Origin of the sequence: Acinetobacter sp. Brlt_5 (genome assembly GCF_051949055.1) — a bacterium.
Lineage (GTDB): Bacteria > Pseudomonadota > Gammaproteobacteria > Pseudomonadales > Moraxellaceae > Acinetobacter > Acinetobacter indicus.
This window is the reverse complement of the sequence record NZ_JAYJLP010000007.1, coordinates 96,556-122,945: the sequence shown is the minus strand read 5'-3', so window position 1 is coordinate 122,945 and position 26,390 is coordinate 96,556. Positions and strand designations below refer to the sequence as shown.

Annotated in this window: 16 protein-coding genes; 5 read left to right on the top strand and 11 right to left on the bottom strand. The window is 44.7% G+C overall.

The features are described from left to right. Nucleotides 1-160: 160 nt before the first annotated feature. On the bottom strand, nt 161-2,767 hold the full coding sequence (gene pepN, locus VF685_RS06675; RefSeq protein WP_163145728.1) for an aminopeptidase N: 2,607 nt from the start codon (nt 2,765-2,767) through the stop codon (nt 161-163). A 664-nt stretch (nt 2,768-3,431) separates the two neighbouring features. On the opposite strand from pepN, the gene VF685_RS06670 reads away from it, so the two are divergent. The 3 genes from VF685_RS06670 to thiM all read left to right on the top strand — a co-directional run bounded on the left by VF685_RS06670 (nt 3,432) and on the right by thiM (nt 5,927). Beyond that, entirely contained in the window at nt 3,432-3,689 is a 258-nt protein-coding gene (locus tag VF685_RS06670) for a hypothetical protein (RefSeq protein ID WP_005178638.1), read from the top strand. Between the two features lie 196 nt (nt 3,690-3,885). After that, the gene (locus VF685_RS06665; RefSeq protein ID WP_104484061.1) at nt 3,886-5,052 is read left to right on the top strand and encodes a hypothetical protein; all 1,167 of its coding nucleotides are present in this window, start codon (nt 3,886-3,888) and stop codon (nt 5,050-5,052) included. A gap of 11 nt (nt 5,053-5,063) precedes the next feature. After that, on the top strand, nt 5,064-5,927 hold the full coding sequence (gene thiM, locus VF685_RS06660) for a hydroxyethylthiazole kinase (protein ID WP_016659073.1): 864 nt from the start codon (nt 5,064-5,066) through the stop codon (nt 5,925-5,927). Here thiM and VF685_RS06655 read toward each other — a convergent pair. The 10 genes from VF685_RS06655 to VF685_RS06610 all read right to left on the bottom strand — a co-directional run bounded on the left by VF685_RS06655 (nt 5,924) and on the right by VF685_RS06610 (nt 24,127). Continuing rightward, nucleotides 5,924-6,661, bottom strand: coding sequence for a hypothetical protein (locus VF685_RS06655; RefSeq protein WP_163170207.1), 738 nt, complete (start codon nt 6,659-6,661; stop codon nt 5,924-5,926). The two genes, thiM and VF685_RS06655, sit on opposite strands and share 4 nt — an antisense overlap. Nucleotides 6,662-7,058: 397 nt before the next feature. Beyond that, nucleotides 7,059-9,281, bottom strand: coding sequence for a DUF6351 family protein (locus tag VF685_RS06650; RefSeq protein ID WP_286384992.1), 2,223 nt, complete (start codon nt 9,279-9,281; stop codon nt 7,059-7,061). A 586-nt stretch (nt 9,282-9,867) separates the two neighbouring features. Next, on the bottom strand, nt 9,868-11,091 hold the full coding sequence (gene gltS / locus VF685_RS06645) for a sodium/glutamate symporter (protein ID WP_152342425.1): 1,224 nt from the start codon (nt 11,089-11,091) through the stop codon (nt 9,868-9,870). Between the two features lie 124 nt (nt 11,092-11,215). Then, nucleotides 11,216-11,437 carry a hypothetical protein gene (locus tag VF685_RS06640; protein WP_206896928.1) on the bottom strand — a complete coding sequence of 74 codons (222 nt, stop codon included), beginning with the start codon at nt 11,435-11,437 and terminating at the stop codon, nt 11,216-11,218. 32 nt (nt 11,438-11,469) lie between these two features. Next, on the bottom strand, nt 11,470-12,843 hold the full coding sequence (locus VF685_RS06635) for a hypothetical protein (protein WP_005178658.1): 1,374 nt from the start codon (nt 12,841-12,843) through the stop codon (nt 11,470-11,472). Nucleotides 12,844-12,900: 57 nt separating this feature from the next. Beyond that, on the bottom strand, nt 12,901-15,540 hold the full coding sequence (locus VF685_RS06630) for a bifunctional aconitate hydratase 2/2-methylisocitrate dehydratase (protein ID WP_440203594.1): 2,640 nt from the start codon (nt 15,538-15,540) through the stop codon (nt 12,901-12,903). Nucleotides 15,541-15,835: 295 nt separating this feature from the next. Next, nucleotides 15,836-16,105: a hypothetical protein gene (locus VF685_RS06625; protein ID WP_005178664.1), complete on the bottom strand. Its 270-nt coding sequence runs from the start codon at nt 16,103-16,105 to the stop codon at nt 15,836-15,838. 271 nt (nt 16,106-16,376) lie between these two features. After that, complete coding sequence (locus VF685_RS06620) at nt 16,377-16,736, bottom strand: hypothetical protein (RefSeq protein ID WP_163145723.1); 360 nt, start codon at nt 16,734-16,736, stop codon at nt 16,377-16,379. Between the two features lie 107 nt (nt 16,737-16,843). After that, the gene (locus tag VF685_RS06615; protein ID WP_163170211.1) at nt 16,844-21,355 is read right to left on the bottom strand and encodes a translocation/assembly module TamB domain-containing protein; all 4,512 of its coding nucleotides are present in this window, start codon (nt 21,353-21,355) and stop codon (nt 16,844-16,846) included. Between the two features lie 21 nt (nt 21,356-21,376). Further along, nucleotides 21,377-24,127, bottom strand: a complete 2,751-nt coding sequence (locus VF685_RS06610) for an autotransporter assembly complex protein TamA (protein ID WP_163170212.1) — start codon at nt 24,125-24,127, stop codon at nt 21,377-21,379. A 177-nt stretch (nt 24,128-24,304) separates the two neighbouring features. On the opposite strand from VF685_RS06610, the gene VF685_RS06605 reads away from it, so the two are divergent. Together VF685_RS06605 and coq7 are read left to right on the top strand one after the other, a co-directional pair. Continuing rightward, nucleotides 24,305-25,624, top strand: a complete 1,320-nt coding sequence (locus VF685_RS06605; RefSeq protein ID WP_163170213.1) for an MFS transporter — start codon at nt 24,305-24,307, stop codon at nt 25,622-25,624. 4 nt (nt 25,625-25,628) lie between these two features. Beyond that, nucleotides 25,629-26,264 carry a 2-polyprenyl-3-methyl-6-methoxy-1,4-benzoquinone monooxygenase gene (coq7, locus tag VF685_RS06600; RefSeq protein ID WP_005178679.1) on the top strand — a complete coding sequence of 212 codons (636 nt, stop codon included), beginning with the start codon at nt 25,629-25,631 and terminating at the stop codon, nt 26,262-26,264. Nucleotides 26,265-26,390 lie beyond the last annotated feature (126 nt).

The window sequence follows — 26,390 nt, the reverse complement described above, 5'->3', positions numbered from 1 at the left end:
TGATGAGCTTTTTTATTTAAATTATCTAAACACGTTTCAGCCTTAATTTAGCATACTCCCCGCGAATATGCGGGAAAGTTCACATAAAGTTACAGCTAAATACCGAGAAAATAAAATAAATCTTCATTATTCTATTTTTTCGAACGAAAGCTGCACCGGTTTAGACATTCAGCATACTGTTTAAAGTTTCAACCACGTTTTTCGATTTCACCAAGGGCTTCAAGGTTTCCAGGGCCACCTGTACCTGACTGCGCTGTGGTTCATCCAGCGTATACCAGCGTGACAGCACCTGCAGCAAACGTGAACCTAAAATCGGGTTCTTTTCATCGAGGTATTTGGCCAGATGGATATAATGCTGCACCCCAAAACTCCAGGTATTTACCGGATTCATATTCAGACCACCACTAACCGAACGAATGCGGTTTGGCGTACCCAGATCATAGTCCGGATGCTGGGTTAAGGTATGAATGGTTTCAGCCGTTGCATTTGGATGGGAGGCCTGTACAGTAAACCACTGGTCTAAAGACAGCGCTTCATCTTTAAAGCGGTCATAGAAATCCTGCAGGCAGGATTCGGCTTGCGGTGCATCATTCCAGACCAGTACACGTAGCGCGCCTAAACGTTCTGACATATTGCCAGTATTCTGATACTGCTGATGCGCCAGATCAAAGGCTTCGGTATCGCCCTGACGTGCCATCAGACTGAGCATAATATTCTTCAGCGCACGCACGCCCATGGCCTGTGAAAACTCTTTTTGCAGGTCCGGGTCCAGACTTAAGTAAGTTTCCTTACAGAAAGCACCCAATTCACGCGCCAGCGTATTTAACAAGGCTTCACGTTTTTCCTGAATGTCCACCGGACTATAGTGCTGATCAATCCGGCTGCCCAAATAACCTTCACTTGGTACATCAAAAATTCGTGAGGCCAGTAACGGGTCCTGATTGACCAGTGCCGGCACCGTGTTTTTCATGGCCTGAAGATAACTTTCTACCGCATGACCATTTAGCAAAATGCGCTCCAGCAAGGTCTGGGTCGCCTGCCACTGGTTAAAGCCGTTGGTTTCATACTGCATCAGGAAGGCCAACTCGGCATCACTGGCATCAAATTCCAGATTTACCGGCGCCGAGAAATTACGTAACAGCGACACCACCGGTTTGGTATTAATGCCGCTAAATTCGATGGTTGCCTCATCCTGATCAAACAGATACACGCCATCTTTTACGCCATTTTCAAACAGGGCCTCAGATTGCAGCGCATATTGCTCGCCGGTTTCAGCATTAAACAGCGCCAAAGCCACCGGAATTGGCACGGCTTTCAGGTCTGGATATTTCGGATGCGCTTTCAGGCTCTGTTTAAAGCTTAAACGATAGGTTTGAGTCGAAGCATCATACTCGCCATGTGCCTGCAGTTTTGGAGTACCCGGCTGGTTATACCAAGTTAAAAATGCCGATAAATCAACGCCTGAACCCGCAGTGAGTGCCGCAACCCAGTCTTCGACCGTCACCGCCTGACCATCATGACGGCGGAAATATTCATCGGTACCGGCACGGAATTTTTCCTTGCCGAGCAAAGTCGACATCATGCGGTTAATTTCCGCCCCTTTTTCATACACCGTGGCGGTATAAAAGTTATTAATTTCAACAAAATGATCTGGACGTGGCGGATGCGACAATGGACCAGAATCTTCCGGGAACTGGTGCGCTTTTAATACCGCGACATCATCAATCCGTTGTACTGCGGCCGATTGTAAATCTTCTGAAAACGACTGGTCACGGAAAACGGTCAAGCCTTCTTTTAGGCACAGCTGGAACCAGTCACGACAGGTAATCCGGTTACCGGTCCAGTTATGGAAATATTCGTGTGCGATGACCGATTGAACGCGCATAATGGCTGCATCGGTGGTGTATTCTTCATCGGCCAATACACACGAGGTGTTAAAGATGTTCAGGCCCTTGTTTTCCATCGCGCCCATATTGAACTGGCTAACCGCCACAATCATATAGTTGTCGAGGTCATACGGCAGACCATAATGTTCTTCATCCCAGCGCATCGAATGTTTTAACGCTTCCATGGCGATGTGACATTTAGGAATATCTTTTTCTACCGCATAAATTTCCAGTGCCACATTACGGCCTTCAGAAGTCACATAGCTGTCTTTCAGCACCGCTAAATCGCCGACCACACAGGCAAACAGATAACTTGGCTTTTTGGTCGGGTCCTGCCAGATCGCATAATGACGCTGGGCATCGACCTCGCCTTTTTCAATCAGGTTACCATTGGCCAGCAGCACCGGATATTTTTTATCGGCTTCCACCCGGGTGGTAAATACCGACAGCACATCCGGACGGTCCGGATAGAAGGTAATTTTACGGAAACCTTCCGGCTCATTCTGGGTCACAAACAGATCACCAGCCTGATATAGACCTTCCAGCATGGTATTGCTTTCCGGATGAATCACCACCCGGGTTTCAATACGTGCACGATCTGGCGCATTCTGAATTACCAGCTGTTCAGCATCAAGCTGATAGTCATTTTCGGTCAGTTGCTGACCGTTCAGATGAATAGATTTCAGCTCCAGGTCACGGCCCAGCAGCACCAGATCACCTTCGGTCTGGCGCTGCATCTCCAAAATAGCATTGACGATGGTGTGGTCTGCATACACCTGAATATCCAGATTAATTGAATCCACCAGAAATGCAGGTTTTTGATAATCTTTTAAATAAATAGTTTGGTCTGCTTCAACCACTGGATTTGCTGCGATATTCATATCATGTCCTAATTGTTTATACGCCGGGGCATTATGCGGATGATGTCTTGATCATACGCCAACTTTTTCAGTCTGTCTGCTGAATGCGCTTCTGTTCTAATATGGGCATCCGGCCACAACTTTTCAATTCATCATTCAACTAAATCTGTTTAAAAATACAGAGATGCTGAATTATGCAGCGAATCCAACAGCTTAATCTGCCCGCTAAAATCTTCTCGCGCTGGTGTTGCGCCATGCTGGTGCTGTTCTGCCCATCTGACCTGAAATTCTGCGCTATTGAGATACAAGTTCCTACATAAACCTGCCACTTGACTACATTCTGTAATCAAAGACCTGTGATCTGTGCAACTAAAAATATACTGCGAGATAAAACCGGATAATTTCCCAAGTCTAAACAGAGGCTTATTTAGACTTCGTCAAGATAAATCCGGTGACAATTCGCCAGCATTTGCGAAGGGAGATTTATTCAAATTTAGCTTTTCAATTTCGCTTCTAGAGTCAAACAGTTATCGGCTAAATGACGCTTTCAGTTGGATGGATCGCCATTTCAGCGTAGGTCATTACATTATTTTCAAATCGGCTACATTTTGTGCACGCTTCTTGCTTGTATTTAAAGGCGCCGAGCGCATGATAACAATGATGAAAAAACGAGAAGAGGTGTGAGATGTATTTAAAAGAGCATATCGTCCGTGTAGAAAATATTAAAACCCTGCAAACCCTCGATCAGGCCAACATCGACCATAAAGTAATTGCCCTCTTTATGAGCTGTGAAGGTATTCCCATGCAGACCAATGAAGTTACCTCTATTTTGAATACCTATGATGCCCTGGGCAGCAAGAAAATCCCAAGCAAAAAAGTACAGGCACTGATTCAGGCCAAGCAACTTGGTGAGGAGGATGATTCGCTACCGTGTCCGGTATAATCCTCTCTCCTCTAACTTCCATTTAAAATACGGCGTCCTGCCGTATTTTTTATGAAAAAGAGCTGTTCAAGTCAGGGCGTTTAAATTCAGCATAGTGTCCAAGTTTTCTGCTTTATGTTTTTTTTGAGCAAACCAATGCGGTCCAGCCATGTATAATCCAGACATCCTATTTCTAAAATGATGACTGCACCTGAATATGCTCCAGATTCTGCAAAAACAGTTAGATGAAAGCACCTCGTGTCCGCTGTGCCGCGCTGCCATGTATTGGGTGGAAGCCGAACAGTACGATCAGGAGCTGAGCTATCACGAGTGCAGTTACTGCGAACATAAAGTGTATCCGGGCAATTTGCACAGTTGTCATTGCCCGGCCTGCGAAAAAAAACGCAAACAGCTGATTAAAGAAGCGCTGGTACAGGAAAACCGCAAGCTCAAAAATAAAGGCAAAGATAAAGACATGATTGAGCACAAGCTGAATCAGTTAAGCTTTATCCAGAAACTGTTTTTATTGTCGATGCTGGACGATCAGGTACATGAAAATACCCAGCATGATGAATATATTTACTGGGAACGGATTAAATTCCAGCCTTTTTCACCCAACTATTTATATCAGAAACAGCTGATCAAACAGCTGCTTGACCAGCAAATTCTGGTGGCCAAGGAATTCGCCGATGAAGCCGGCCAGTATTATGTGAACGTGCGACTGGACGGTTATTCAGAGCCGAGTCTGTTCAGTATTACCCATCAGCTTCGACAATGGTTTTACCAAAATTTGAGTCAGGGCGTGCCTTTTCACAGTTCAGATGAGGTCAAAGACGCCATTTATGAACTGATGTATGAAAAAGTGGTGCAGTTCATGCAGTTTTATTGCCGCATCTGGCAGGTGCAAATTTCCGGCAATAACAGTTTTAAAAGCCTGTGTTTTCGCCTGCTGGACAGTCTGGCAGTGGGTCAGATTTTTTATCTGGTGCAAACCGCGCTGGATTATCTGCATGGCCAGAAATTATTACAGCCACGCAATGAAAAATTCATTAATACCAATCTGCTAAAAAAAACCGTAGAACAGTACCGTGAACGTGGCCTGCAAGAAAAATGGATGACCACCACGCTGCCACATCCACCACAACTACCGATGAGCAAAATGGTGGAAATTCTATTTTTCCGTTTTCTCAATTATGATGAAATGATCTTTGTACAACCGATCTGGAAAATCTGGGAAAAGATTGAACCGCGCTTAAAATTTTATGCCTTAAAACGCTGTATGCACTGCGGCTCGGATGAACTGGATGTCGATTATGATGCCCAGCATTATGTGTCCTTGTTCTGCCGTCGCTGTAAACAGCAAGACCACTACTTTACCCAATAAAGGGGTAACTGATGAATTATCCAGAACAGCTTTCCACTCTTGACAGCAGCCTGCCCGATGAAACCGCGGCAATGATTGAAAAAATTATTGAAGCCTGGAGCCTGCTTAAAACCCGGCAACCACTGGTGCAATGTATCACCAACAGTGTCGCCACCAATTACACCGCCAATATTCTGCTGGCTGCCGGTGCATCACCGGCCATGATTGATAATCCTTTTGAAGCAGAAAGCTTTAGCAGTATTTGCAGCGCCTTAAGTATTAATTTGGGCACACCGACCAGCGAACAGATGCAGGCCATGCAGATTTCGGCAGAAACGGCCCAGCGTCTTGCCAAACCGTGGGTGCTGGACCCGGTCGGTTATGGGCCCGTCTTAAAATGGCGCTCAGATATGGTTGATGCGCTATTGGCCTTTCAACCGAGTGTGATTCGCGGCAATGCGTCGGAAATTGGCGGCTTGGCCGGCGCACAGGTAGAATCCAAAGGTGTTGATTCGACCCTGGACAGCACCGCGGTATATGCACAGGCCAAAAGCCTCTTGGCGCATGCCGAATGTATTGCCATTTCCGGTGAATCCGATTTTATTCTGTCCAGACAGCTTGAACAGGTGGTGCAGGTGAATGGTGGCTCGGAATTACAGCCCAAAGTCACCGCAACCGGCTGTGCCCTAGGCGCTTTAATTGCGGCGTATGCCGCGGTCAGTCCGGTGACCATTGCCACCATTGCCGCGCATGTCCATTTTGCCATTGCCGGAAAACTGGCCCACGCGCAAAGTTCACAGGTTGGCAGTTTTAATGTGGCGTTTATAGATGCAATTTTCAGTCTGGATGCGGACACCATCCGTGAACATGCCGATTTAAAATTTCTGGCGCCTTAAGACACCTTCCGGTCCAAAGCAAAGTTGAGTGCCGTTTCGGTCAGGGTTTTACTGTCTAAACGGCAAATACACATCAGGCCGATGCCATCAAAATAGTCCGGTGCGTGTTGCAGAAAAAAATCGCAATGCGGATTGGCATGCACTCTTAACTGTTGCAGCTCCTCTTCACTGCGCAGCGGCACACAGGTCTGATGCACATAAATATCTTCATCACGCTTCTGGATGTCGTGTTGCCGGCTGGCTATCACCTGCAACACGCTTAAATAATCCTCCGGCATCCGGATATCACTGCGTGGATAAAAGCCCCGAACACGTGATACAAAATGTGCATAAAGCTTCGGCTGGTTGATGGTGGCAATAAACCACATGGGCGTTAAAGGATATTTAAAGCGCTGGTTCAGCATGGCTTTGAGCGCACTGTTGATGATTTTATGGTTGTATTGATGGCGATAGCTTTTTAAAAAACTGGCGCGTGAGTTGACCACCAGAATTGGCTGATGTAACAGGGTTAAGGCCAACAGTGGAATAATGGTCTGCCCGACCAGTTTGCCACGATGATGATATTGAATAATGGTGACCGAAATTGCCTGCGGGTCATACAGATATTTCTTTAGCTCCTTTTCACAGGTTAACGTAAACACCTGCTGATCAAACTCGGCAATTTTTTCAAAAAAATAATCTTGTTGTTGTGTGGATAAGGCTTTGAAGTCAAACACCGTCTCAGTGATATCCATAATCCTTCACCCTATGATTGTTTTAATTTTTCAGACTCATTTTAGTGTCACAACCCGGAATCAGTTATCACTATTTTCCTGGATTTGTCCATTTTGTGATAAATCATTGTAATTATATGAAATAATTCATATTAATCAACATAATTGTGAGTAAATTTAATCTAATGATTTTACAACGCTTATCTGGGCTTTCTCGCTAAAAAACCTGATAATTCAGCGAATTAATGAGATCTGGTTAATATTTTAATTCGACCAAAGGTTATTTGCCTGCCATCTACACAACGGCGAAATAACCGTCGTTATATTACATGAGTTTTCAACTAAAAAACAAAATGAATCATAAAAAAAACCAGTGAAAAACCACTGGTTTTTGTGAAACAAAAAAATGTGTGAAGAATTAAAACAACTGGAAAGCTTTAGATGCCCAGCCGCGTGCAGCCGATGAACTGACTGCAGGCAAAGGTTGTCCTCCATAAACTACGCTGCCCTGCCGATCCTGATAACTCATCCAGCCAATGGTGTCAGCAAAGCCAACTGGGGCTTGGCTATAGTCACACACGCCTTGCGGGAAAACCCGATGCAATCGCTGGAGCTGTTCATTGCTAAAGCGGACCGTATTGCCATAATCCGACACATTTAAAGGTTTCAGCTGACACTTGTTGGCATAGGTGGTCAGGCTGTCCCCGGCCACCATACGCGGTGTGCCATATACCGGTAATCTGAGCGTGCTGCACAGATTCTCGCGGTTAATGATGCCTGCAGTAATACAGGCATCTTTTACATCTGCCGGTTTGTTTTGGGTCAGTTTGGCAGCAATAGGCAAATCACTTAAGTCTTTTTCGACATTGCTTAACCAGCGGTCCATATCATTAAAGCTGATTTCCAGACATTTGGCATCGGCAATCATGACCAGATCACCGCCATAAATCACATGGTTATTATAATTGCCATGCGCTTTTTCCAGTCGTGCCCGAATGGCAAAGGCACGATAGGAATCATGGAACAGCGCCGGGTCCGGACCTCGACAGTCAATAATCGCCACTTTATTCAGGTTGTTCCCAACATTAATTAAGCCACTGCGATAGGCATTGTTCAGCGCCGTATAATTGGCTTCTAGACGTTCAGGCACCGCCTGAATATCAATATCCACACCGCCTATTTTTTCGTTTAACTGTACAAACTGTTCTGGGGTGATGATATTTTTCATCAAGCTGTCTAGGCCATATTGTACCCCGACATTATCCATCGGCAGGCCGGCAAAACCGCGACCAATCCGTTTTTCAGTTTCGGTCCACAGCTCCGTTGGACGTGGGGCCAGCAAATTAATTGCAGCATCCTGAATCGAGCAACGAATGCCTTGAGGATTATTGGTGGCATGATATAACTGCGCCGATGAAATTCCCTTGCAGATGGTATTTGGCCGCGCCACATCAAACTGGGCCAGCTCACTGACATAGCCATTAATTTCAGAAATATGTCCCTGAACATGCGCAATCTGATGCGGCAAGAAGCTTAAACGGCCTTCTGGAGTCTGGAAATAATTAATCATCAGGTGATAATCGGCGAACTGTGAAGCGGTACTCCAGGCATCAGGGAATGAGCAAGTGGGTAAAATCCCCTGATAAATTCCCGGATAGGCATTGGCCACCCATTGTGCTGCCAGCGCACCACCTGAACAGCCCTGCCCGATGGTATAGCGCAAGGTGCCATATTGCTCAATAAAACGCTCTTTGGCCATAATCAGCGATTCTGCCTGAATCGCCAGATTACAGTTATGACCGCTATGAGACAGTGCAGTCGACATCACCCCAAAGCCGCGGCCTAAAGCCAAAATGGTGACATCAGGCAAAATGGAACTTGAAGTGGCAATGACCGTTGGCGCAGAGGCAGACTGGTAATCATTACCACAGCTTTGGCCATGCGTGATCACCAGTTTATGGTTAAATTGCGCTTGTGGCTTTAAGGCGGTCCACGGCTGGTTCGGATCATACAACACCGCAAAACGGTATTCATCGCGGTTCTGGTAGCCCACTTCCTCACGCACAATAAATGGCACCGTTAGTCCTTCATCGGTAGTGGTGGTGGCAATATTCTGGCTGGCCGGCGGTTGTGCCGGGTCATAACTTTTAATGAGTCCCAAACGATCTTTATAGTAATAGTTATATTGCACAGCCTTTTGACAGAACTGATCGGTCGACGCATTGGTACAGGTCCAGGGCTTTAACTGCGGGCCAGACAGTAACGGCCCACTTGAAGGATGATTGATCAGGCTTAAATTCTGATAATAACGCCCTGCTTCAACCTTGAGTTGATTATCGCCCAGTTTAAGTCCTTCAACTAAGGCTTGGCGCTGCTCATTGGCAAATGCATCACTAATATTTTGTCCATTCAGGGACACTTTCAATGCCGTAGTTTGAATATCATCGGGCAGATCCAGTTTCAGCAATACATCCGAGTCTGTAATTAAATCTGGCCGGGTGGATAACACCTCCACCATTTCCCGTTCTACTTTTGAAGATGTTCCTGAACCGGAAGAATCTCCACCTCCGCCACCACAGCCATACAATATGACACTACACACCGCAATATTGAGGCTATTGAATACCAGTTTTCCTTTCATACGCTCATCCATAAATTATTATTTTTCTGAAGTTTTTATATGTATAACTTCATTCATGAGCATAAAGATAATTTGACAACAACTATTGTCATTATTGTTATTTATTGTTTTATGGGCTGTTTTAAAAAATCACCAAAATCAGGGATAAAAACCAAATTCTGCTTCTGAATATCTGATTTAATTTCAAGCTATTTTGCATGACTAAAAAGATGAATAGTTATATAACTTTTACTTTAATTAACAAGGTAAATGATTAAATTCTTTTATTCCCGTGTAATATTTTCCGTCTTATTGGAAAATTTTTGTAACCATTTAACGATGAAATGAGAAATTCAAAACATCCAAGTTCCAGATAAAAAATGCTTATTTTTGAGCAATAAAACTTTCTCCCCCCACTTTTAACTGTGATCTTCTCCTTATGATCAGAAGATCAGAAAAAACTTTCGTAGGTTGAATTGAAAGAGTGTGCTTTAATACGCTGAGTATGAGATGAGCCTCTTACAGTATGTGCCTCAGATGTGCATACGACTAGCCCCTAACCATGGGGCTTTTTAATGTCTATATGATTTTGAAGTCGTATTAAAATTTAACCGAAAAATGCAATGATACTCTGAATCACCACAGCATTCACAATATCAATAAAAAATGCACCACATAGCGGTACGATTAAAAAGGCTTTGTGCGATGGACCATAGCTATTGGTAACTGCCTGAATATTGGCAATCGCAGTCGGGGTTGCTCCCATACCAAAACCACAATGCCCTGCTACCAATACAGCTGCATCGTAATTTTTTCCCATAATCCTAAAGGTCACAATTGCGGTAAATAAAATCAGTACCGCTGTCTGCGCAAACAAAATGGTAATGAGCGGGCCTGCCAAATCGGCCAGTAACCAGAGTTGCAGTGACAGTAAAGCCATAGATAAATACAGGGACAATGACGCGTTGCCAAATACATCAATGGCACGGTCGAAAATATCGACTTTCAGTACATGCTCCAGAAAGTTACGTACAATTACTCCTGTACCTAAAGCCCAGACAAAGGTCGGCAGTTCAAACCATCTTCCCTGACTGATCTCTGTCATTTCATTCGCAACAAAAATACATAGCGCAAACATCCCCAAAGTCGACACTGCATTACTGGCTGTAATCAACCGGGTTTTCTTTGGATATTCGAAGGGTGCGGTGTTGATGCTAGTATCGAGTTGTTGTTCATTGGTCTCTTGCGCTACTGTCTCTGCCAACTGATTTCGTTTAATCAAGAATTTGGCAACCGGACCACCCACAAGCCCACCAATAATCAAACCAAAAGTAGCACTTGCCATTCCGAGGACAATTGCCCCCTGTATTCCATATTGAGTTTCAAGCACTTCACCCCAAGCACCGGCAGTACCATGTCCACCCGTTAAGGTAACAGAACCGACAATCAGACCAATCAATGGATCAAGCCCAAGTGCTGTGGCTAAACTCATGCCAACCGCATTTTGTACAACTACAAATAGAATGACACAGACCAGAAAGATCAGCAGTGATTTCCCACCTTCTTTGAGCTTGGTAAAGTCTGCACTTAAACCAACAGAGGTAAAGAACATCAGCATCAGAATGGTTTGAGTTTCTGAGTCAAATGTGGCACTGATATTAAAAAATTTATAGAGAATAAAAGCTGTAATCGCTGCGATTAGACCGCCGATTACAGGCTCAGGTAAGTTATAGTTTCTAAAGAAGCTAATTTTACTAACAAGATACCGCCCAATAAAAAGAAAAAATACTGCAATCACCAAGGTGCCAAAGGCATCGATTTCATAATTCATAACATTCCCTATTAGCTTTATTTTCATACAGTTTTAGGAAAACAGTATGAAAAATCAATTTTAGAAATGTTATGCAAGTTATTGTTTCTAGTAATTGTTTAATTTATGTCCTAAATAGATTCAATTAATACGATGGAATATCATAAACCCAATTGTGTGCTTGCTGGTCTGTCGTACTTTCACAAACATAATAATCATGATCCCAAGCATCTTGATGGAAGATTTCCTTTTTATGGTAATTCACCTGTTTACCATTTTCGACGCAGACAAAACTGTCGCCTTGGTCTTTGACTTGTGTTCCATTAAGGAAACCACCAATACAGAGGAATCGGGATTGTGGAGACATTGTCTAAATTTTACACCATTGTGAAATATAAACTAATTATAAGTTTTAAAGTAAATCACCTTTTCCACAAATTCTACATCTATTTTCCTCTCATTAAGAATTTTAATTATAATTGAATAATTATCATAATAATTTATACTTTGATAATCATTTTCTTTTAAATTAGGAGAAAATTTAATTACAATTTCACCCTTATTGATTATTAATTTTGAGTCATCATGATAGTTATCTGAAACTATATTAAATAATCCGTCCTCATCAAGACCTAGAATAAACTTCAGATCTTTTAAATTATTAAAATCATGACCTATTATCATGAGCTCAAATGATTTACTAGACTCCTCTTTTACACTTAAATATATTTCTTTAGAAACAGAATCATTACAAATCAACTCCCCTGTCTTATAGTCCCATTTTCCTCCATTTTTAGCTAAAAACTTAAAAAAAGCTTCACCCAAGCTTATACTTTCATTATCAGTGAGATAATTTTTTAAAAACTTTATTGATTCATAAAAACTGTCATTTCCAAAAGCATTTTTTTTATAAATAAAATAGATACTAATCATTATATTTGAAAAATAAGCTCTCTCATTCAAAGTAGATATACTTTCAAAGAAATTATATCTTTCAAATAATTTTTTAATTTTTAATGATCTATCTTTCTGTATGGAATGCCCATATATCGCTAAACATAAAAGTAATTCTGGCTCTATATAAGCTTTTATAATATTGATATAGCCCAAAACTTGATCATCAACTGTCTTTTGATAAAAAATCTTGTCAGTAATATTTTTTTCATTATCGTTTAAATATTTTAAAGTTTGAAAAACGATTAAATAAAAATTTAAAAAATTTTTAATCTCCAAATCTATTCTATTTTTTAAAAAAACTAAATCTTTTTCACTCCCATATTTCTTAATAAATATCTTAGATGCTTCAGATAAGTTATTACTATTTTTGATTTCACCTAAGAGTTCAATTAATTTAAAAATTCTGCTTTCTACTTTTTCTATATCCTGCCTTTTATTTTGATTGACTAAACTTACTATAACAAAAATTATAGAAATAAAACTTAAGAGTATTCCTAATGTTCCTGATAAGAAATCTCCAAGATATCCCATGTGAATAATAAAAGAGTCTTGTTCATTAATAGAAAGATTCTTTGGTAAAAACAAAGCTGAATTTTCATCATAAATATCATTCTTATTGGTAAAATGATTTAATAAAAGGCTATTAAATAGGTTCTTTAAATTATTTCCCCATGGATTATTAAAATAATAAAAAGAATAAACTATCATTACTACGGCAAGAATTGGCCCCACATAAAACCATAATGATCTTTGTAAAAAAAAACTTTTAAAAAGTGCAAATACGCATAAAACTTTTTTGTAAAAAAAATTCTTCATAAATAAGCAAAAAATAAGGGCTGATAAATCAGCCCTTATTTTCAACTACTTAATCAATTAAGACAATTGAGCAGCAGCAATTTTCTTCGTATCTACATTTTCAGCAGCATCTGTGTATTCAGACATTTGATCAAAGTTCAAGTACTTGTAAATGTCAGCAGACATGCTGTCGATTTGAGAAGCGTATTGTTGATACTCTTCTGGAGTTGGTAATTTACCAAGAACCGCAGCAACAGATGCAAGCTCAGCAGAAGCCAAGTATACATTCGCGCCTTGACCTAAACGGTTCGGGAAGTTACGTGTAGACGTAGAAACTACAGTCGTATTCGGTGCAACACGTGCTTGGTTACCCATACATAATGAACAACCTGGCATTTCAGTACGCGCGCCAGCTTTACCATAAATGTTGAAGAAACCTTCTTCCATTAACTGGTGTTCGTCCATACGCGTTGGAGGAGCCAACCACAGACGAGTAGATAAAGAACCACCAGGAACTTTGTCTAGAAGTTTACCAGCTGCACGGAAGTGACCGATGTTCGTCATACAAGAACCGATGAATACTTCATCAATCTTGTCGCCTTGAACGTCAGAAAGCAGTTTCGCATCATCTGGATCGTTCGGGCAGCACAGGATAGGTTCGTTGATGTCGGCAAGGTCAATTTCATACACTTTAGTGTATTCAGCGTCAGCATCAGCTTTCAGCAGTGATGGGTTCGCTAACCATTTTTCCATGTTCTCAACACGGCGCGCCATAGTACGAGCATCGCCATAACCTTGTGAAATCATCCACTTCAGCATGGTGATGTTAGAACGTAGGTATTCAGCAACTTTCTCTTCAGAAAGTGTGATCGCACAGCCTGCAGCAGAACGTTCAGCAGAAGCATCAGACAATTCGAACGCTTGCTCAACAGTTAAGTCAGTTTCCATTTCTGTTAAGTCGATCTCTAAGATACGACCAGAGAAGATGTTTTTCTTACCTTTCTTCTCTACAGTCAGGTCACCTTCTTTAATTGCGTAGTAAGGAATCGCGTGTACCAGGTCACGTAGAGTGATACCAGGCTGCATTTTACCTTTGAACTTCACAAGTACAGATTCAGGCATATCCAGTGGCATAACACCAGTCGCAGCAGCGAACGCTACCAGACCAGAACCTGCCGGGAATGAAATACCAATTGGGAAACGAGTATGCGAGTCACCACCAGTACCAACTGTATCTGGAAGAAGCATACGGTTTAACCAAGAGTGGATAATACCGTCGCCTGGACGTAAAGATACACCACCACGGTTCATGATGAAGTCAGGTAGTGTGTGTTGCATTTGCACGTCAACTGGTTTTGGATACGCAGCTGTGTGACAGAAAGATTGCATTACCAGGTCAGCAGAGAAGCCCAAGCACGCCAAGTCTTTTAACTCGTCACGAGTCATAGGACCAGTTGTATCTTGAGAACCAACAGTTGTCATCTTCGGTTCGCAGTAAGTACCAGGGCGAACGCCTTGACCTTCTGGAAGACCACATGCACGACCAACCATCTTCTGCGCTAAAGTGAAGCCTTTGCCAGAGTCAGCAGGTTGTACTGGAGTACGGAATAAAGAAGATGGCTCAAGACCTAAAGCTTCACGTGCTTTACCAGTTAAACCACGACCAATGATCAGGTTAATACGGCCACCGGCACGTACTTCGTCTAGAAGTACTGGAGTTTTCAGTTCAGATTCAGCAATTTGTTCGCCGTTTTTGAACGCAGTTACTTTTGCAGCAGCGTGATCGATTTTCAGTGTGATTTCATCACCCATGTTCATGTTAGAAACATCGATCTCAACTGGTAATGCACCCGCATCTTCCATGGTGTTGAAGAAAATCGGAGCAATCTTACCGCCTAAGCAGTAACCGCCATCTTTTTTGTTTGGAATGTGTGGAAGTTCGTCACCGAAGAACCAAAGCACAGAGTTCGTTGCAGATTTACGAGAAGAACCTGTACCAACAACGTCACCAACGTAAGCAACCTGGTTGCCTTTCGCGATCAGTTCTTTAATTTGGTTTAATGGACCAACTTCACCAGGAACTTCTGGGTTGATACCATCACGAACGTTTTTCAGCATTGCATTTGCGTGCAATGGAATGTCTGGACGGCTCCACGCGTCTTGTGCAGGTGACAAGTCGTCAGTATTCGTTTCGCCTGTTACTTTGAAAACAGTCAGTTTGATTTCTTCTGGAACGTCTGGACGGCTAGTGAACCATTCAGCTTCAGCCCATGATTGAAGTACTGCTTTCGCATTGTCATTGCCCGCTTTTGCTTTTTCAGCAACGTCGTGGAATGCATCAAATACAAGCAGGGTTTTCTTCAGAGCGTCAGCCGCTAAACCACCAAGTTCAGCATTTTCCAGAAGTTCAACTAAAGGCGCTACGTTATAACCACCAAGCATAGTACCTAGTAAGTAAACCGCACGTTCTTTAGAAACTAATGGAGAAGTCGCTTCGCCTTTTGCAACAGCAGACAGGAAAGCAGCTTTTACGTATGCAGCTTGGTCTACACCCGCTGGAACACGGTTTTCAAGCAAGTCAACTAAGTATGCTTCTTCACCAGCTGGGGGATTTTTTAATAATTCAACTAATGCAGCAGTTTGAGCATCATCAAGTGGCTTCGGTGGGACTCCGAGTGCGGCACGTTCTTCAACGTGTTGGCGGTAAGCTTCTAGCACGGTGTTATTCCTCTTTTTTAAAAAATTACCTGTGAATTCCAGCTTGTTCAAAGCTTCACAAGTAATATGGACTGCAAAATTTTACTAAAATTCCAGTTAAAAGTTAATGCAAGGAAGGTGTTTCTTTGTGATGCTCATTATTTTATAACTAAATGATGTTCATATTGTTTATACAATAATCAAGCGGAGCACGTTTAGACCCGTCATTGCTGCTTTTAATCCACTTTAACCGAATTCTAAATAGAAAAAAGGCAACACTATGCTGCCTTTTCCGGGTTCCAATTACTATTCAACCTTAGTGTACCGTTGTACTGTTTAAATATTGCTGCAGATGTTCGCGACTGCCCTCAAATTTGACCTGAATTTCATCTTCATGCAGGGTACTATGCCCGGCACTGGCAAAGGAGATATTGACCTGATAACGCTTGCTGTCAGCATCAATAAGTTGTTGAAAATAGACTTTATCTCCAATACTGAGTACATAGTTGCTATTGCCAATAATGGTCACGCCCTGTTCATCTTCCAAGAGCAAATCTGCATGATGCAGATAACCAATCACGTCCATGATGTGCTCCTTTCTTCTGGCTATTGTTAAATCCATTATTCATTAAAAAGATAAGCTTTTCTATATTGGTGCTAAATAAAAGTGTCACAATATATATTTATATTGCTTAGGCTATTTAGGAGTAAGTAGAGGAAGGAAAAGTAAGTTCAATATCCGCTTAAAATATAGATCATCGCAGTGAATTTTGATTATTGTTATTCATGTGCAGAAATATTAAGCACAAAAAAATGCCAGATTACAAATATGTCATCTGGCATTTTAGGTTCATGACTTAAAAACGTCGATAATCCGGCATTTCGTCATACGGCGTAGCCAGACATTTTTCTGTATATTGCGTTTTAATTTTCTCACGCGCGGCATCTACATCGCCCTTCACTTCCTGTTCAGGCATGGCATAGACCGTTTCAATAATCTCAAAAATAAACTTACGTGTGGTTTCATCTTCTACTTTGTCCGCATGAGCCAGTGCCTGATCTTTTTCAATGGCATTTTGACGATCCAGCATGATGGTTCGTGCTGCATTACCAACACTGGTACAGTAACCTTTCCATTGCTCTTCCGGGGTTAAGGGCTTTTTCTCTGCACAGCCGGCCAATGCAATTAAGGCAGCCAAAGCGAATAGTTTGTTCATGCATACTCTCCTATTTCCGCTATGATAATCAAAGTTATCCTGAATGAGAAATCGGCCAGAAAAAATGCGCCCGTGTTGAGCGCATTTTATAGTCCAGATTAGACGGCTTAGAAACGCCAGTTATAGAAAATATCCACGGCACGTTCCAGCGACTGACTGGCTTCCAGATACAGACGTTTGTTCATCTGATAACGCAAGGTCAGCTTGTTCACCGGGGTAAACACGCCCACGCCATAACGGATAAACAGATCCGGAGTGATATAACCGGTCAGGCTGACCTGGGTATCATCCCCCGTACCCTGTGCATCTAAAGCCAACCCACTTAAACCAAAGGTACGCCCAATCTGGTTGGTCAGGGCACGCGTGCCGCCTAAACCAAGACTGATACCTGCCGCCGCAATGGTATTGTTGACATCGGAACGGAAACTGTCGGTCTGGCTTAAACCGCTGGCACCTTCGTTAATCCGGCCGGTAATCAGGGCATTTAGTGCTTCCTGCTCGGACAAGCCGGCATCGTTATAGACCTGAATATTCGGACCAGAAGCAGTTCCGGTCACCCGCACCCCGACTACGCTACCCTGTACGCTCTTGTTGGCATCAATATCTAGACTCGGGTTGGCTAATGGTCCATTAAAACGGGCGATGGCACGGTTTAAATCCAGACTTTGGCCATAGGCTTCAATCTTGACGCGCTGGCTAACCCCAATTGCACCATTGGCGCGCATGGCGGTTTCCAGACCACGCTGACTCAGATACAGACGGCCCACCAGTGGAATACGGCTGTCAAAGCCCTGGAAGATGACCTGATCGCCCAGATTCAGTTCCAGATCGGCACGAATATCCCAAGGACGTGCAGAGCGTAATACCGCCAGCTGGTCTTGCCCTTCATGCACCACACGCACATCCGAAGACAGATTCACCACCGGATCAGAAGCCTCAGGCATGGAAATTAACGCACGCGGCACATCGACCTTGCCATTTAAGCTTAAACGTTTCTGGGTCGGGAAAACCTCCATGGATAAATCCGGCGTCACAATGGCAGTAATTAGCGGTGCCTGACGCACCAGCAGATTATCCCCTTTTAAGTTCAGCTGAATTTTTGGTACACCTTTCCAGTCAACATGACCGGTTAAATGCCCCACACCCTGACCGCTGTTAAATGCGCCATTAATTGTGGCCGAATCCTGCCGAATCGAGGAATACAGCTGCACATTGGTCAGGTTCACCGGCAGGGAAATCATGCTGATGGCACCATCTTTCAGACGCATTTCACCGGTCAGTAATGGCTGGGTTAACGTACCACCGACCTTACCGGCAAAGGACAATACCCCGGCCATAGAACGCACATCGGCAATAAACGGCTTAAAGACTTTTAACTGCACTTCATTAAAGGCAATTTCACCGCGCATCGGCTTACGCTCGGTATATGGATCAATAATAACATTGGCATAACCGGCACCAATTTCCGGGGTTTTCACATCCAGTCGAATTTGCAGACCTTCGGCAATACTTTTAGCCACCACAGCCACCTGATCATAGCTTAAGGTCGAACCCAGTTCTTGCGGGTCATCACCTGCCAGACCAATGACCCCATTACGGGTTACCAGACGTGCATCAATTTTTGGCCGCTGGCCTTGTGCCCAGGAGGCTTTGGCATGTCCATTGACTTTACCGGTAATCGCCAGACCTTCCGGCATAAAGGCGGCAAAATCGTTCAGGTCGACATTGCGCGTTACAAAGGACACATTGCCTCGGTTTTTATTGACCCGAATTGGCTGGTCAAAACACAACTGGCTTTGCTGGCTCATCCAGCAATGCGCACCCACAAACAGATCACTGGTTTTGGTCTGGAAGATGACCGAGGCATTCTGACGCTGCACCAGACGGGTTCTTAAGGAGTCAAAATCACCTTTCTGGATTTGACCCAGCCAGTTATTTTCAGCATTAAAGCCGCCGGCGAGCTGCACATAGAAGCTACTTAAACGGTTTTCCGCTTTCACTTTCAGCAGATGCGCCTGGCGGGTACCGGCCAGTGAAATCTCGCCTTTTTGAATTTCACGGTTGCCGCTACGTAAATTTTCCAGACTGGCCGTAAGCAAGGTTGGGGTATTTTCCGAGGTCGGCAATTCACCGCGTAAACGCATTTTGCGCACGCTAAACAGGTTATTTAAACCAAAATCATCGACCACCAGATTGGCGGTGGCCTGCAAACGTGGTTGCGACTGCACATTTAAATAGCCATAAGCACGGCCACGCAAACCGGCATACAGTTCATACAGTGCTGGTGCATTCAGTTTGATTCTCAGGTTTTGTGCATTACCAGTAGCCTGAATCTGGTTCTTGGCATAGGCCAGATATAAATTATTGGCCTCAAACTGCTGCGGCAGGAAACCTTGCTGATTGGCATCCATCAACAGGGCCAGATTACCGGTACCACGTACCGGTTTATTGTTGATCATGCCGGCCAAATTGAGCTTTTCAATATTGATGCGTTTAAGCTGATCTGACCAAACCCCTTGGGTACGTACATTGCCCGACAGCTCGCCGCGCACACTCGAGACAAAATAATGCGGTTTAAAGCGGATTAAAGAGGCGTTCAGGTTCCAGCCAATGCCATTTTTCAGGTTCAGCATACCATTGGCCAGAATCTGCCCGGCCACACCGTCATGACGCAGGTCTGAAATCTTGATCAGCTCTGGTGTACCGGACAGTTTCAGCTTTAAACTGCCCTGACTGGCTTCCAGCAAACTGCTGTTGAGCGCACCATCATAATTGACCGCAAAGCTCTTGAAGCCGCCACCCGCACGTTCATCATGGAACAGCAAGGCCACGGTACTGTTCCCGGTCAGATGCACCGTTTCATCCTGCTCGGCCAGCCGCCCGCGTAAATCAATATTGTTTAAATGAATAATCTGCTGGTTTGGACGGGCAAAACCATTGGCCTGCAAACGGCCATTCAGCAGATTGACCGGAGCAGCATCAGCAATAATTTGCGGATTAAAATTGTCCGCATTTAAGGTAGCATTCCATTTGAGCTGGCGCTTGTCGGTTGGCAGTTCAATCAGCGCACGACCCGTCAAGGTGCTGGCGCCGGCGTTATAACTAAAGCTAGGTACATCCAGATTATTGTTCTTCAGATTCAGCTCGGCCTTGTACATGCCCGCTGGTAAAGCACCCTGCTCATGCTGCGCCACCTGGGTTGCGACAAAAATCTTTTGCTGGCCTTCGACCAGAGCCATCTGCACATCACCCGATTCACTGGATAACCAGCCAATATAAGGCATCGCGCGGTCAATATTGTTCCAGCGTACATCCAGCACCATGGGGTTTGGCTGGCGGTTTTTCGGCGCATTCTGATCCAGTTTCAGGTTCCAGGTTTCATAGCGGTCAAAATCGACCTGCGCCGTCAGATGGGTTCCATTTTCTAAATGGCCTTTAGAGGCAATTTGAGCATCCAGACTTGGCGGCAGAAAATCCTGCACCACCTGCGGAATGAGTGGGTCTTTCGGATTAATCTTGTCCAGGCGACCGGTAATATCCCAGCTGACGCGCTCGTTCCAGCCGACCACACCAGCCACATTCACGGCGCCCTGCATCAGCTGGCCATTTAAGTTGCTGATGTTCAGCTGATTGACCAGATCGGTATGCATGAGCGCGGTATATTGTCCTGTTGGAATATCTTTACCCATCAGATCGGTAGCGACATCTAAATCCAGACGCTTGATATCACCCTTAAACTTGGCTGTGCCGTCTTCTGTATACAGCTCCCAGTCTTGTAACAGCGGCCAATGGTATTGATTAAACTGCAGCTCACCAAACATCGGCACATTTTCACGCATTGGATGCAGCACCACCCAACCGGTGAGCAAATCGGGCGTATAGGTCGCCACCCCGGCCTGAACGGTATCTAAAGACCCTTTGGCGACGACTTTAATATCATGAATATTCAGGCTGTTGTTTAACGAAGGTAAATTCACATCGCCAATGGCATTCAGCGGATATTTGCCATAAAAATCCATATCGCCGCTGGCATTTTTGACCGACAGATAATCCATACGCATACTGGAATCTTCAAATTCCAGTTTGGTGCCCGACCACAGCGCATTGTTCAGGATTACATCATAAAAATTGACTTTGCTGCCAGCTGAAGTCTGAATCAGCAAACGGTCCAGATCGGCATGATCAAGCCGGAGTACAAAAGGCAGACGGATTTCATTAAACTTGAATGGTCCATCACTTGGCGGTCCTTTGGTGGTAATTTGCAGATTACGCACATCGGCATGGGTAAAATGGATTTCCTTATTCAGCACGGCGCGCCAGCCCAGCATGACATCAGCGCGGTCAATTTTGACATCCACCGATTTCAGTGTGACCAGAATATTGCGCAGGATAATACCGCGCAATAAGTTCCCGCCTTCATATTCATACTGAATGATCTGCTGACGTTCCAGCACCCGGTCAAGCAGGAATTTACTGCCACGGTCGGTCGAGAACATGATTGCCAAAGCCGATACCAGCAACACCACCATAAACAGCAGTGACAACAAGGCACTTCTGACTATTCTGCGCTTTTTGGGTACAGGCGCGGGTGTATTTGGTTGCTGTTCAACTTCAGCCATAGTTCTCTCTAAATCTTAATTTTATAATTGCGAGCCAATAAAGAAATGCAGACGAATTGGATGATTCTCATCCGAAATGCCCGAAGCGACATCAACCCGAATCGGGCCAATTGGGGATGCCCAGCGTACCCCTAAACCGACACTGTATTCGGTCGGATTGCTAAAATCGGCATCATAAGCATTACCAAAATCGCTAAAAATTGCTGCGCGCCAGCCTTCCCTGAACTGATAGTTATATTCCAGTGAGCCCACCCCAAGTGCTTGTCCACCAATTTTAAAGCCATCAATTTGCGGAGACAGGCTCTTAAAGTCAAAACCGCGAATGGTCTGATCCCCACCGGCAAAGTAACGTAGATTATAAGGCACTTTGCTAAAATCTTCGGTCACGATATAACCCAGATCGGCACGACCAACAAACTGATGATCGTTATTTTCACCCAGAGAATAAATAAAACGCCAGCCGGCATTTAAAATTGCCATATCGGCATCGGACAACAGGCTTTCACTGCCGAGTTCAACTTTATAAATCTGCTTGAAACCACGGGTCGGATTGACACGCGGGCTGCTGTCGGTACGTGACAGTTCATAACCAAACAGTAAAGATTGCTGCTCGGTGGAACCATTGCCAATAAAGGCGTCAGGAATCTTGTCAATATCGACCACACCGTTCTGGGTTAAACGGTCCAGACGGTAACGCAGACCATAAGCATGTTGCCAGCTGCCACGCGGATTTTTAATAATCCGGTCGGCGCCGGCCACTGCCGATTCAATTAACAGGTCATTACCGGCAGAAACATCGCTACGCTCTTCACGTTCATAACCGGCCACCAAGGTAATATAGTCATTCAGTGGATGATTATAAGGAATGCTATAGCGGCCATCTAAAGACTGGCGGATTTCAGACAGTTCCAGGTTGGCGTCGAAGGAATGACCACGACGGTTAACAATGGCCCGGCGATACTGGCCACGTACACGCATTCCGGTATCTGTGCCATAACCGGCACCAACTTCTGCACTGTTCAGTTTGTCGGCGTTCAAAGTCACAATCACCGGAATTTTCTTTTCCAGACGTGCCTGTTCTTTTAGCCGCTCTTCTTCTGATTGCTGGGTTTGCTGTTCGACCCGTAGCTGACGGATGTTTTCATTCTGCTCCGCTTCCTGAGTACCAGCAAACTGGTCTTCATCCACCACTGACTGGGTCACTTCTTCAGTCGAGCTTAAATCTTTCTGGTCCTGAACCGGCTGGAAATCTTCAGCAGAAAGTTTGCGCTGATCAACCAGGGCCTGAATATCCGGTGGCAATTCTGGGGGGCGTTCCAGCGGATCGGGACGCATGGTATCGACCAGCGTATAGTTAAAATAACGTGAGTTGGTCAGGTTATTGGCCAGACCGTTGACCCGCCAGAAGGTGTAATCGGCGCCATCTTCCCACGGCACCATGCTTTCTAGAATATCCATATCCAGAGGAAATTCCTTGCTCGGATCACTCATCCGGAACTGAGCTGGTCCAAGCGTATAACGCTCGCCGGTTTCATAGCGCAGGTTAATATCGGCAGTATTTTGCGGCTGCGCCACTTTCACGTCATGCAGGCGCCAATAGCCATCAAAGAAACCGTTGTTGGAGGCAGCATCATTAATCCGGGTTTTGGTCTCTTCATACAGACCGTGGTGAAACACATCGCCCACATCCTGATCGGGCAGGACGCGAATTACCTGGAACTGTGCCAGATTCTCACCTGGGCCGCTAAATTCAATATTCTGCTCCTGCACACGCACCGGTGTATTTGGTGTGACCAGAACCCGCACCCGGCTGTCATTCAGCTTTTCAAACTTGAATTCGGCATGATAAAAGCCGACGGCCTGTGCCGCCTGATTGGATAAAGAACGCAACTGCGGTAAAGCCGAGGGAAAATCGGCAAAAGATTCCTGGGTAAAACTGGACAGTTTGCCGCGCACATTGACACGCAGATTTTCCAGTGCCGTGGCATAGGCCTCTGCGGAAACTTCACCACTATTCTCGGCGCCGGTAATCACCACATCGGCACTAATCCGGGGCACCCGTGCAGTATTTAACTCACGCGGTGGACGTACCTTATACAGCAAGCGCCGGAAAAAGCCCGGTTTATCGGCATCGGCCACTTCTGTATTCAGGCCCAACTCCGTCAGGGTTCGGCCGGAGGTATTAGCTTCCACCACAATCTGGCTGTCGGCGCGGATACTGTCCATCAGCTGGTCGACATTGACCGGAGACTGGTTAATTTCAGCCAGTTCCTGCTGGGTGGCATCATTAATTAGTACTTCAGTATTCTGCTCGGCGCGATACTGGCGTGCTTCCTGTTTGGCCTGTTCAGCGATCTGGAAAATTTCTGCGGCCATATTGGCATCAACCGGCATTACCGGTAAATCATCCAGATTTTCCAGTTCAATTGGCTGAAACGCGGCTATCGGTTCACTGCTATTTTGCTGCTGTTGCAACATCTCCAGACTGTCCGGCTCAGTGCTAGTCGCCTGAAAATTTTCAATTTTTTCTAATTCTTCAGGGGTATCTTTACCCTGGCTAAGCGCCAGATCGCGAATTTCCTGTTTCATGTCGGCGGATGCGACCGGATCGCTCGCAGGTTCTGTCACTGCGGGAGGATTTTGACTAAAGCCCTGCTGTGCGACTAAACTTAAAAAGATGCTCAGACAAAGTTGTCTGGAATGCCTCCACTGAATTATGGCATGCATACTGTTAGACAGCGCAGACTTTTTAAAAGTTCGGTTCACAAGCATAGAAAACTCTAAATTTAATCTTTTTAATGGAAAAATCCGCAATGAAATGTTCGCTAACAGACTCTAATTTATTGGATTTTTTCAACAGTGAAAACACTGCAAAATATCATACATGATTTTCGGGCAATTATATCAATTGGTCACATTTCTTAATAAAACTAATGAAGTCCACTTCTTATGGAAAAAAATGAAAATTTGCTAGCCACACGACGCTTCTTGCCCATGTTCTGTACCCAGTTTCTGGGCGCGCTGAATGACAACGTGTTTAAGCAGGCTTTGCTGCTGGTGATTACCTATGGCTGGATCAGTCAGCAATCTGGCAGTATCAGCACCCTGAATAATCTGGCAGCACTGCTGTTCATTTTGCCCTATTTTATTTTCTCGGCCACAGCCGGCCAAATTGCCGATAAATATGAACGCTCGCAGCTGGTGCGTTATTTAAAACTGCTGGAAATTGCGGTGATGTTACTGGCCACGGTCGGCTTCCTGATTGGCAACTTATGGCTGCTGATGTTTGCCCTGTTTTTAATGGGTACCCAATCGACCTTTTTTGGTCCAATCAAATATGCGATTTTGCCGGAAATCCTGAAACCGAATGAGTTGATGTCGGGAAATGCGCTGTTCCAGTCCGGCACCTCAATTGCCATTCTGGTCGGGATGATTCTAGGCGGCGCGGTGATTTCCCTCTCCGCTGGTAATTTACTCTGGATCAGCCTGACCGTGCTGGCTATTGCCGTGGTCGGTTATCTTGCCAGCCGTTTTATTTTAAAACAGCCGATTGCTGCACCGCAGTTACAGGTGGACTGGAACTTTTTCCGTACCAGTATTCAAACCTTAAAATACGCCAAAAACCTGCCGCTGATTTTTCTGATTTTACTCGGTAATTCCTGGTACTGGTTTTACGGCGCGACGTATCTGACCCAAATTCCGCAGCTGACCCAGCAAAATCTGCATGCCTCTGAAAATGTGGTCAGCTTATTGCTAACTTTCTTCTCGGTCGGGATTAGTGTCGGTTCATTACTCTGTCGTAAAATTGGCGGCACCGAGGTAAATATCAAGATGGTGCCGATTGGTGCAGTCGGTTTAACCGTATTTGCATTTTATCTGGCCGCCGCCCTGGCTTTTGTACCACCACAAACTGGCGAACTGCTGGGCTTAAGTGAAGTCTTTCAGCAAGGCTGGAGTTATTATCATGTGATGCTAGCCGTGACCTTGCTCGGTATTAGCGGTGGTTTTTATATTGTGCCCCTATATGCCATGATGCAGGCCTATTCACCGCGCTCGCATCGTGCCCGGGTGGTGGCAGCCAATAACATTTTAAATGCGATTTTTATGGTTTCTTCAGCCATCTTCTCGATTATTATTTTAAGCGTGCTGCAAATTGACCTTAAAATTCTGTTTTGTATTACTGCTGTTTTAAGCGCCATATTCACCATCTGGCTCTTGTTTAAACTCAAGTCTATGCTTGATACTGCAGCAGACCCTCTGGAGGATTAAATTCATGCGTCATTACACCGGTCTCGACAAGTTTATTCATTCATTTGATCAGGCCTTACGCAGCCTGGTTCCGGGCGTCACTTCGGCTCAGCGCGATAATCCTGGGCAAAATACTCCAACTCAATTAGCAGTGAGTGAAGCGCGTCATGTGGCGGGATTAATGCGGGTCAATCATAGCGGTGAAGTCTGTGCGCAGGCGCTGTATCATGGTCAGGCACTTACAGCGAAACTCCCCAATGTACGCCGCGAAATGGAACAGGCCGCCATTGAAGAACAGGATCATTTGGCCTGGTGTGAAGACCGTTTAAAAGAACTGGATAGCCATACCAGCCTGCTGAATCCGGTCTGGTACGGACTGTCGTTCGGGATGGGCGCTATTGCCGGAATTGCCGGGGACAAATACAGTTTAGGTTTTGTGGCGGAAACCGAGCGTCAGGTCAGCCTGCATTTAGAAGATCATATTCGCCAATTGCCAGCACATGATGAACGCTCGCGCAAAATTCTGGAACAAATGAACGAAGATGAGTTACATCATCGTGATACTGCGCTGAATGCGGGCGGAGTTGATCTCCCTGCGCCTGTGCGTATTGCCATGACCGGTATTTCAAAATTAATGACCAAGACCAGTTATTATATTTAAGCGTTTTATCTTCATCATGTTTGATGATTTGATGAAAGATTCCAAAAACAGCCTGCATCCTCGCAGGCTGTTTTATCATTCGTGTGCAAGCTTAAGCAGAATTAACACACCCAATTTATCTACTTG

Bases quoted from the DNA above. Each gene is read 5' to 3' on its own strand.
- pepN (WP_163145728.1), bottom strand. From the start codon at position 2,767: ATGAATATCGCAGCAAATCCAGTGGTTGAAGCAGACCAAACTATTTAT.
- VF685_RS06670 (WP_005178638.1), top strand. From the start codon at position 3,432: ATGTATTTAAAAGAGCATATCGTCCGTGTAGAAAATATTAAAACCCTG.
- VF685_RS06665 (WP_104484061.1), top strand. From the start codon at position 3,886: ATGCTCCAGATTCTGCAAAAACAGTTAGATGAAAGCACCTCGTGTCCG.
- thiM (WP_016659073.1), top strand. From the start codon at position 5,064: ATGAATTATCCAGAACAGCTTTCCACTCTTGACAGCAGCCTGCCCGAT.
- VF685_RS06655 (WP_163170207.1), bottom strand. From the start codon at position 6,661: ATGGATATCACTGAGACGGTGTTTGACTTCAAAGCCTTATCCACACAA.
- VF685_RS06650 (WP_286384992.1), bottom strand. From the start codon at position 9,281: ATGAAAGGAAAACTGGTATTCAATAGCCTCAATATTGCGGTGTGTAGT.
- gltS (WP_152342425.1), bottom strand. From the start codon at position 11,091: ATGAATTATGAAATCGATGCCTTTGGCACCTTGGTGATTGCAGTATTT.
- VF685_RS06640 (WP_206896928.1), bottom strand. From the start codon at position 11,437: ATGTCTCCACAATCCCGATTCCTCTGTATTGGTGGTTTCCTTAATGGA.
- VF685_RS06635 (WP_005178658.1), bottom strand. From the start codon at position 12,843: ATGAAGAATTTTTTTTACAAAAAAGTTTTATGCGTATTTGCACTTTTT.
- VF685_RS06625 (WP_005178664.1), bottom strand. From the start codon at position 16,105: ATGGACGTGATTGGTTATCTGCATCATGCAGATTTGCTCTTGGAAGAT.
- VF685_RS06620 (WP_163145723.1), bottom strand. From the start codon at position 16,736: ATGAACAAACTATTCGCTTTGGCTGCCTTAATTGCATTGGCCGGCTGT.
- VF685_RS06615 (WP_163170211.1), bottom strand. From the start codon at position 21,355: ATGGCTGAAGTTGAACAGCAACCAAATACACCCGCGCCTGTACCCAAA.
- VF685_RS06610 (WP_163170212.1), bottom strand. From the start codon at position 24,127: ATGCTTGTGAACCGAACTTTTAAAAAGTCTGCGCTGTCTAACAGTATG.
- VF685_RS06605 (WP_163170213.1), top strand. From the start codon at position 24,305: ATGGAAAAAAATGAAAATTTGCTAGCCACACGACGCTTCTTGCCCATG.
- coq7 (WP_005178679.1), top strand. From the start codon at position 25,629: ATGCGTCATTACACCGGTCTCGACAAGTTTATTCATTCATTTGATCAG.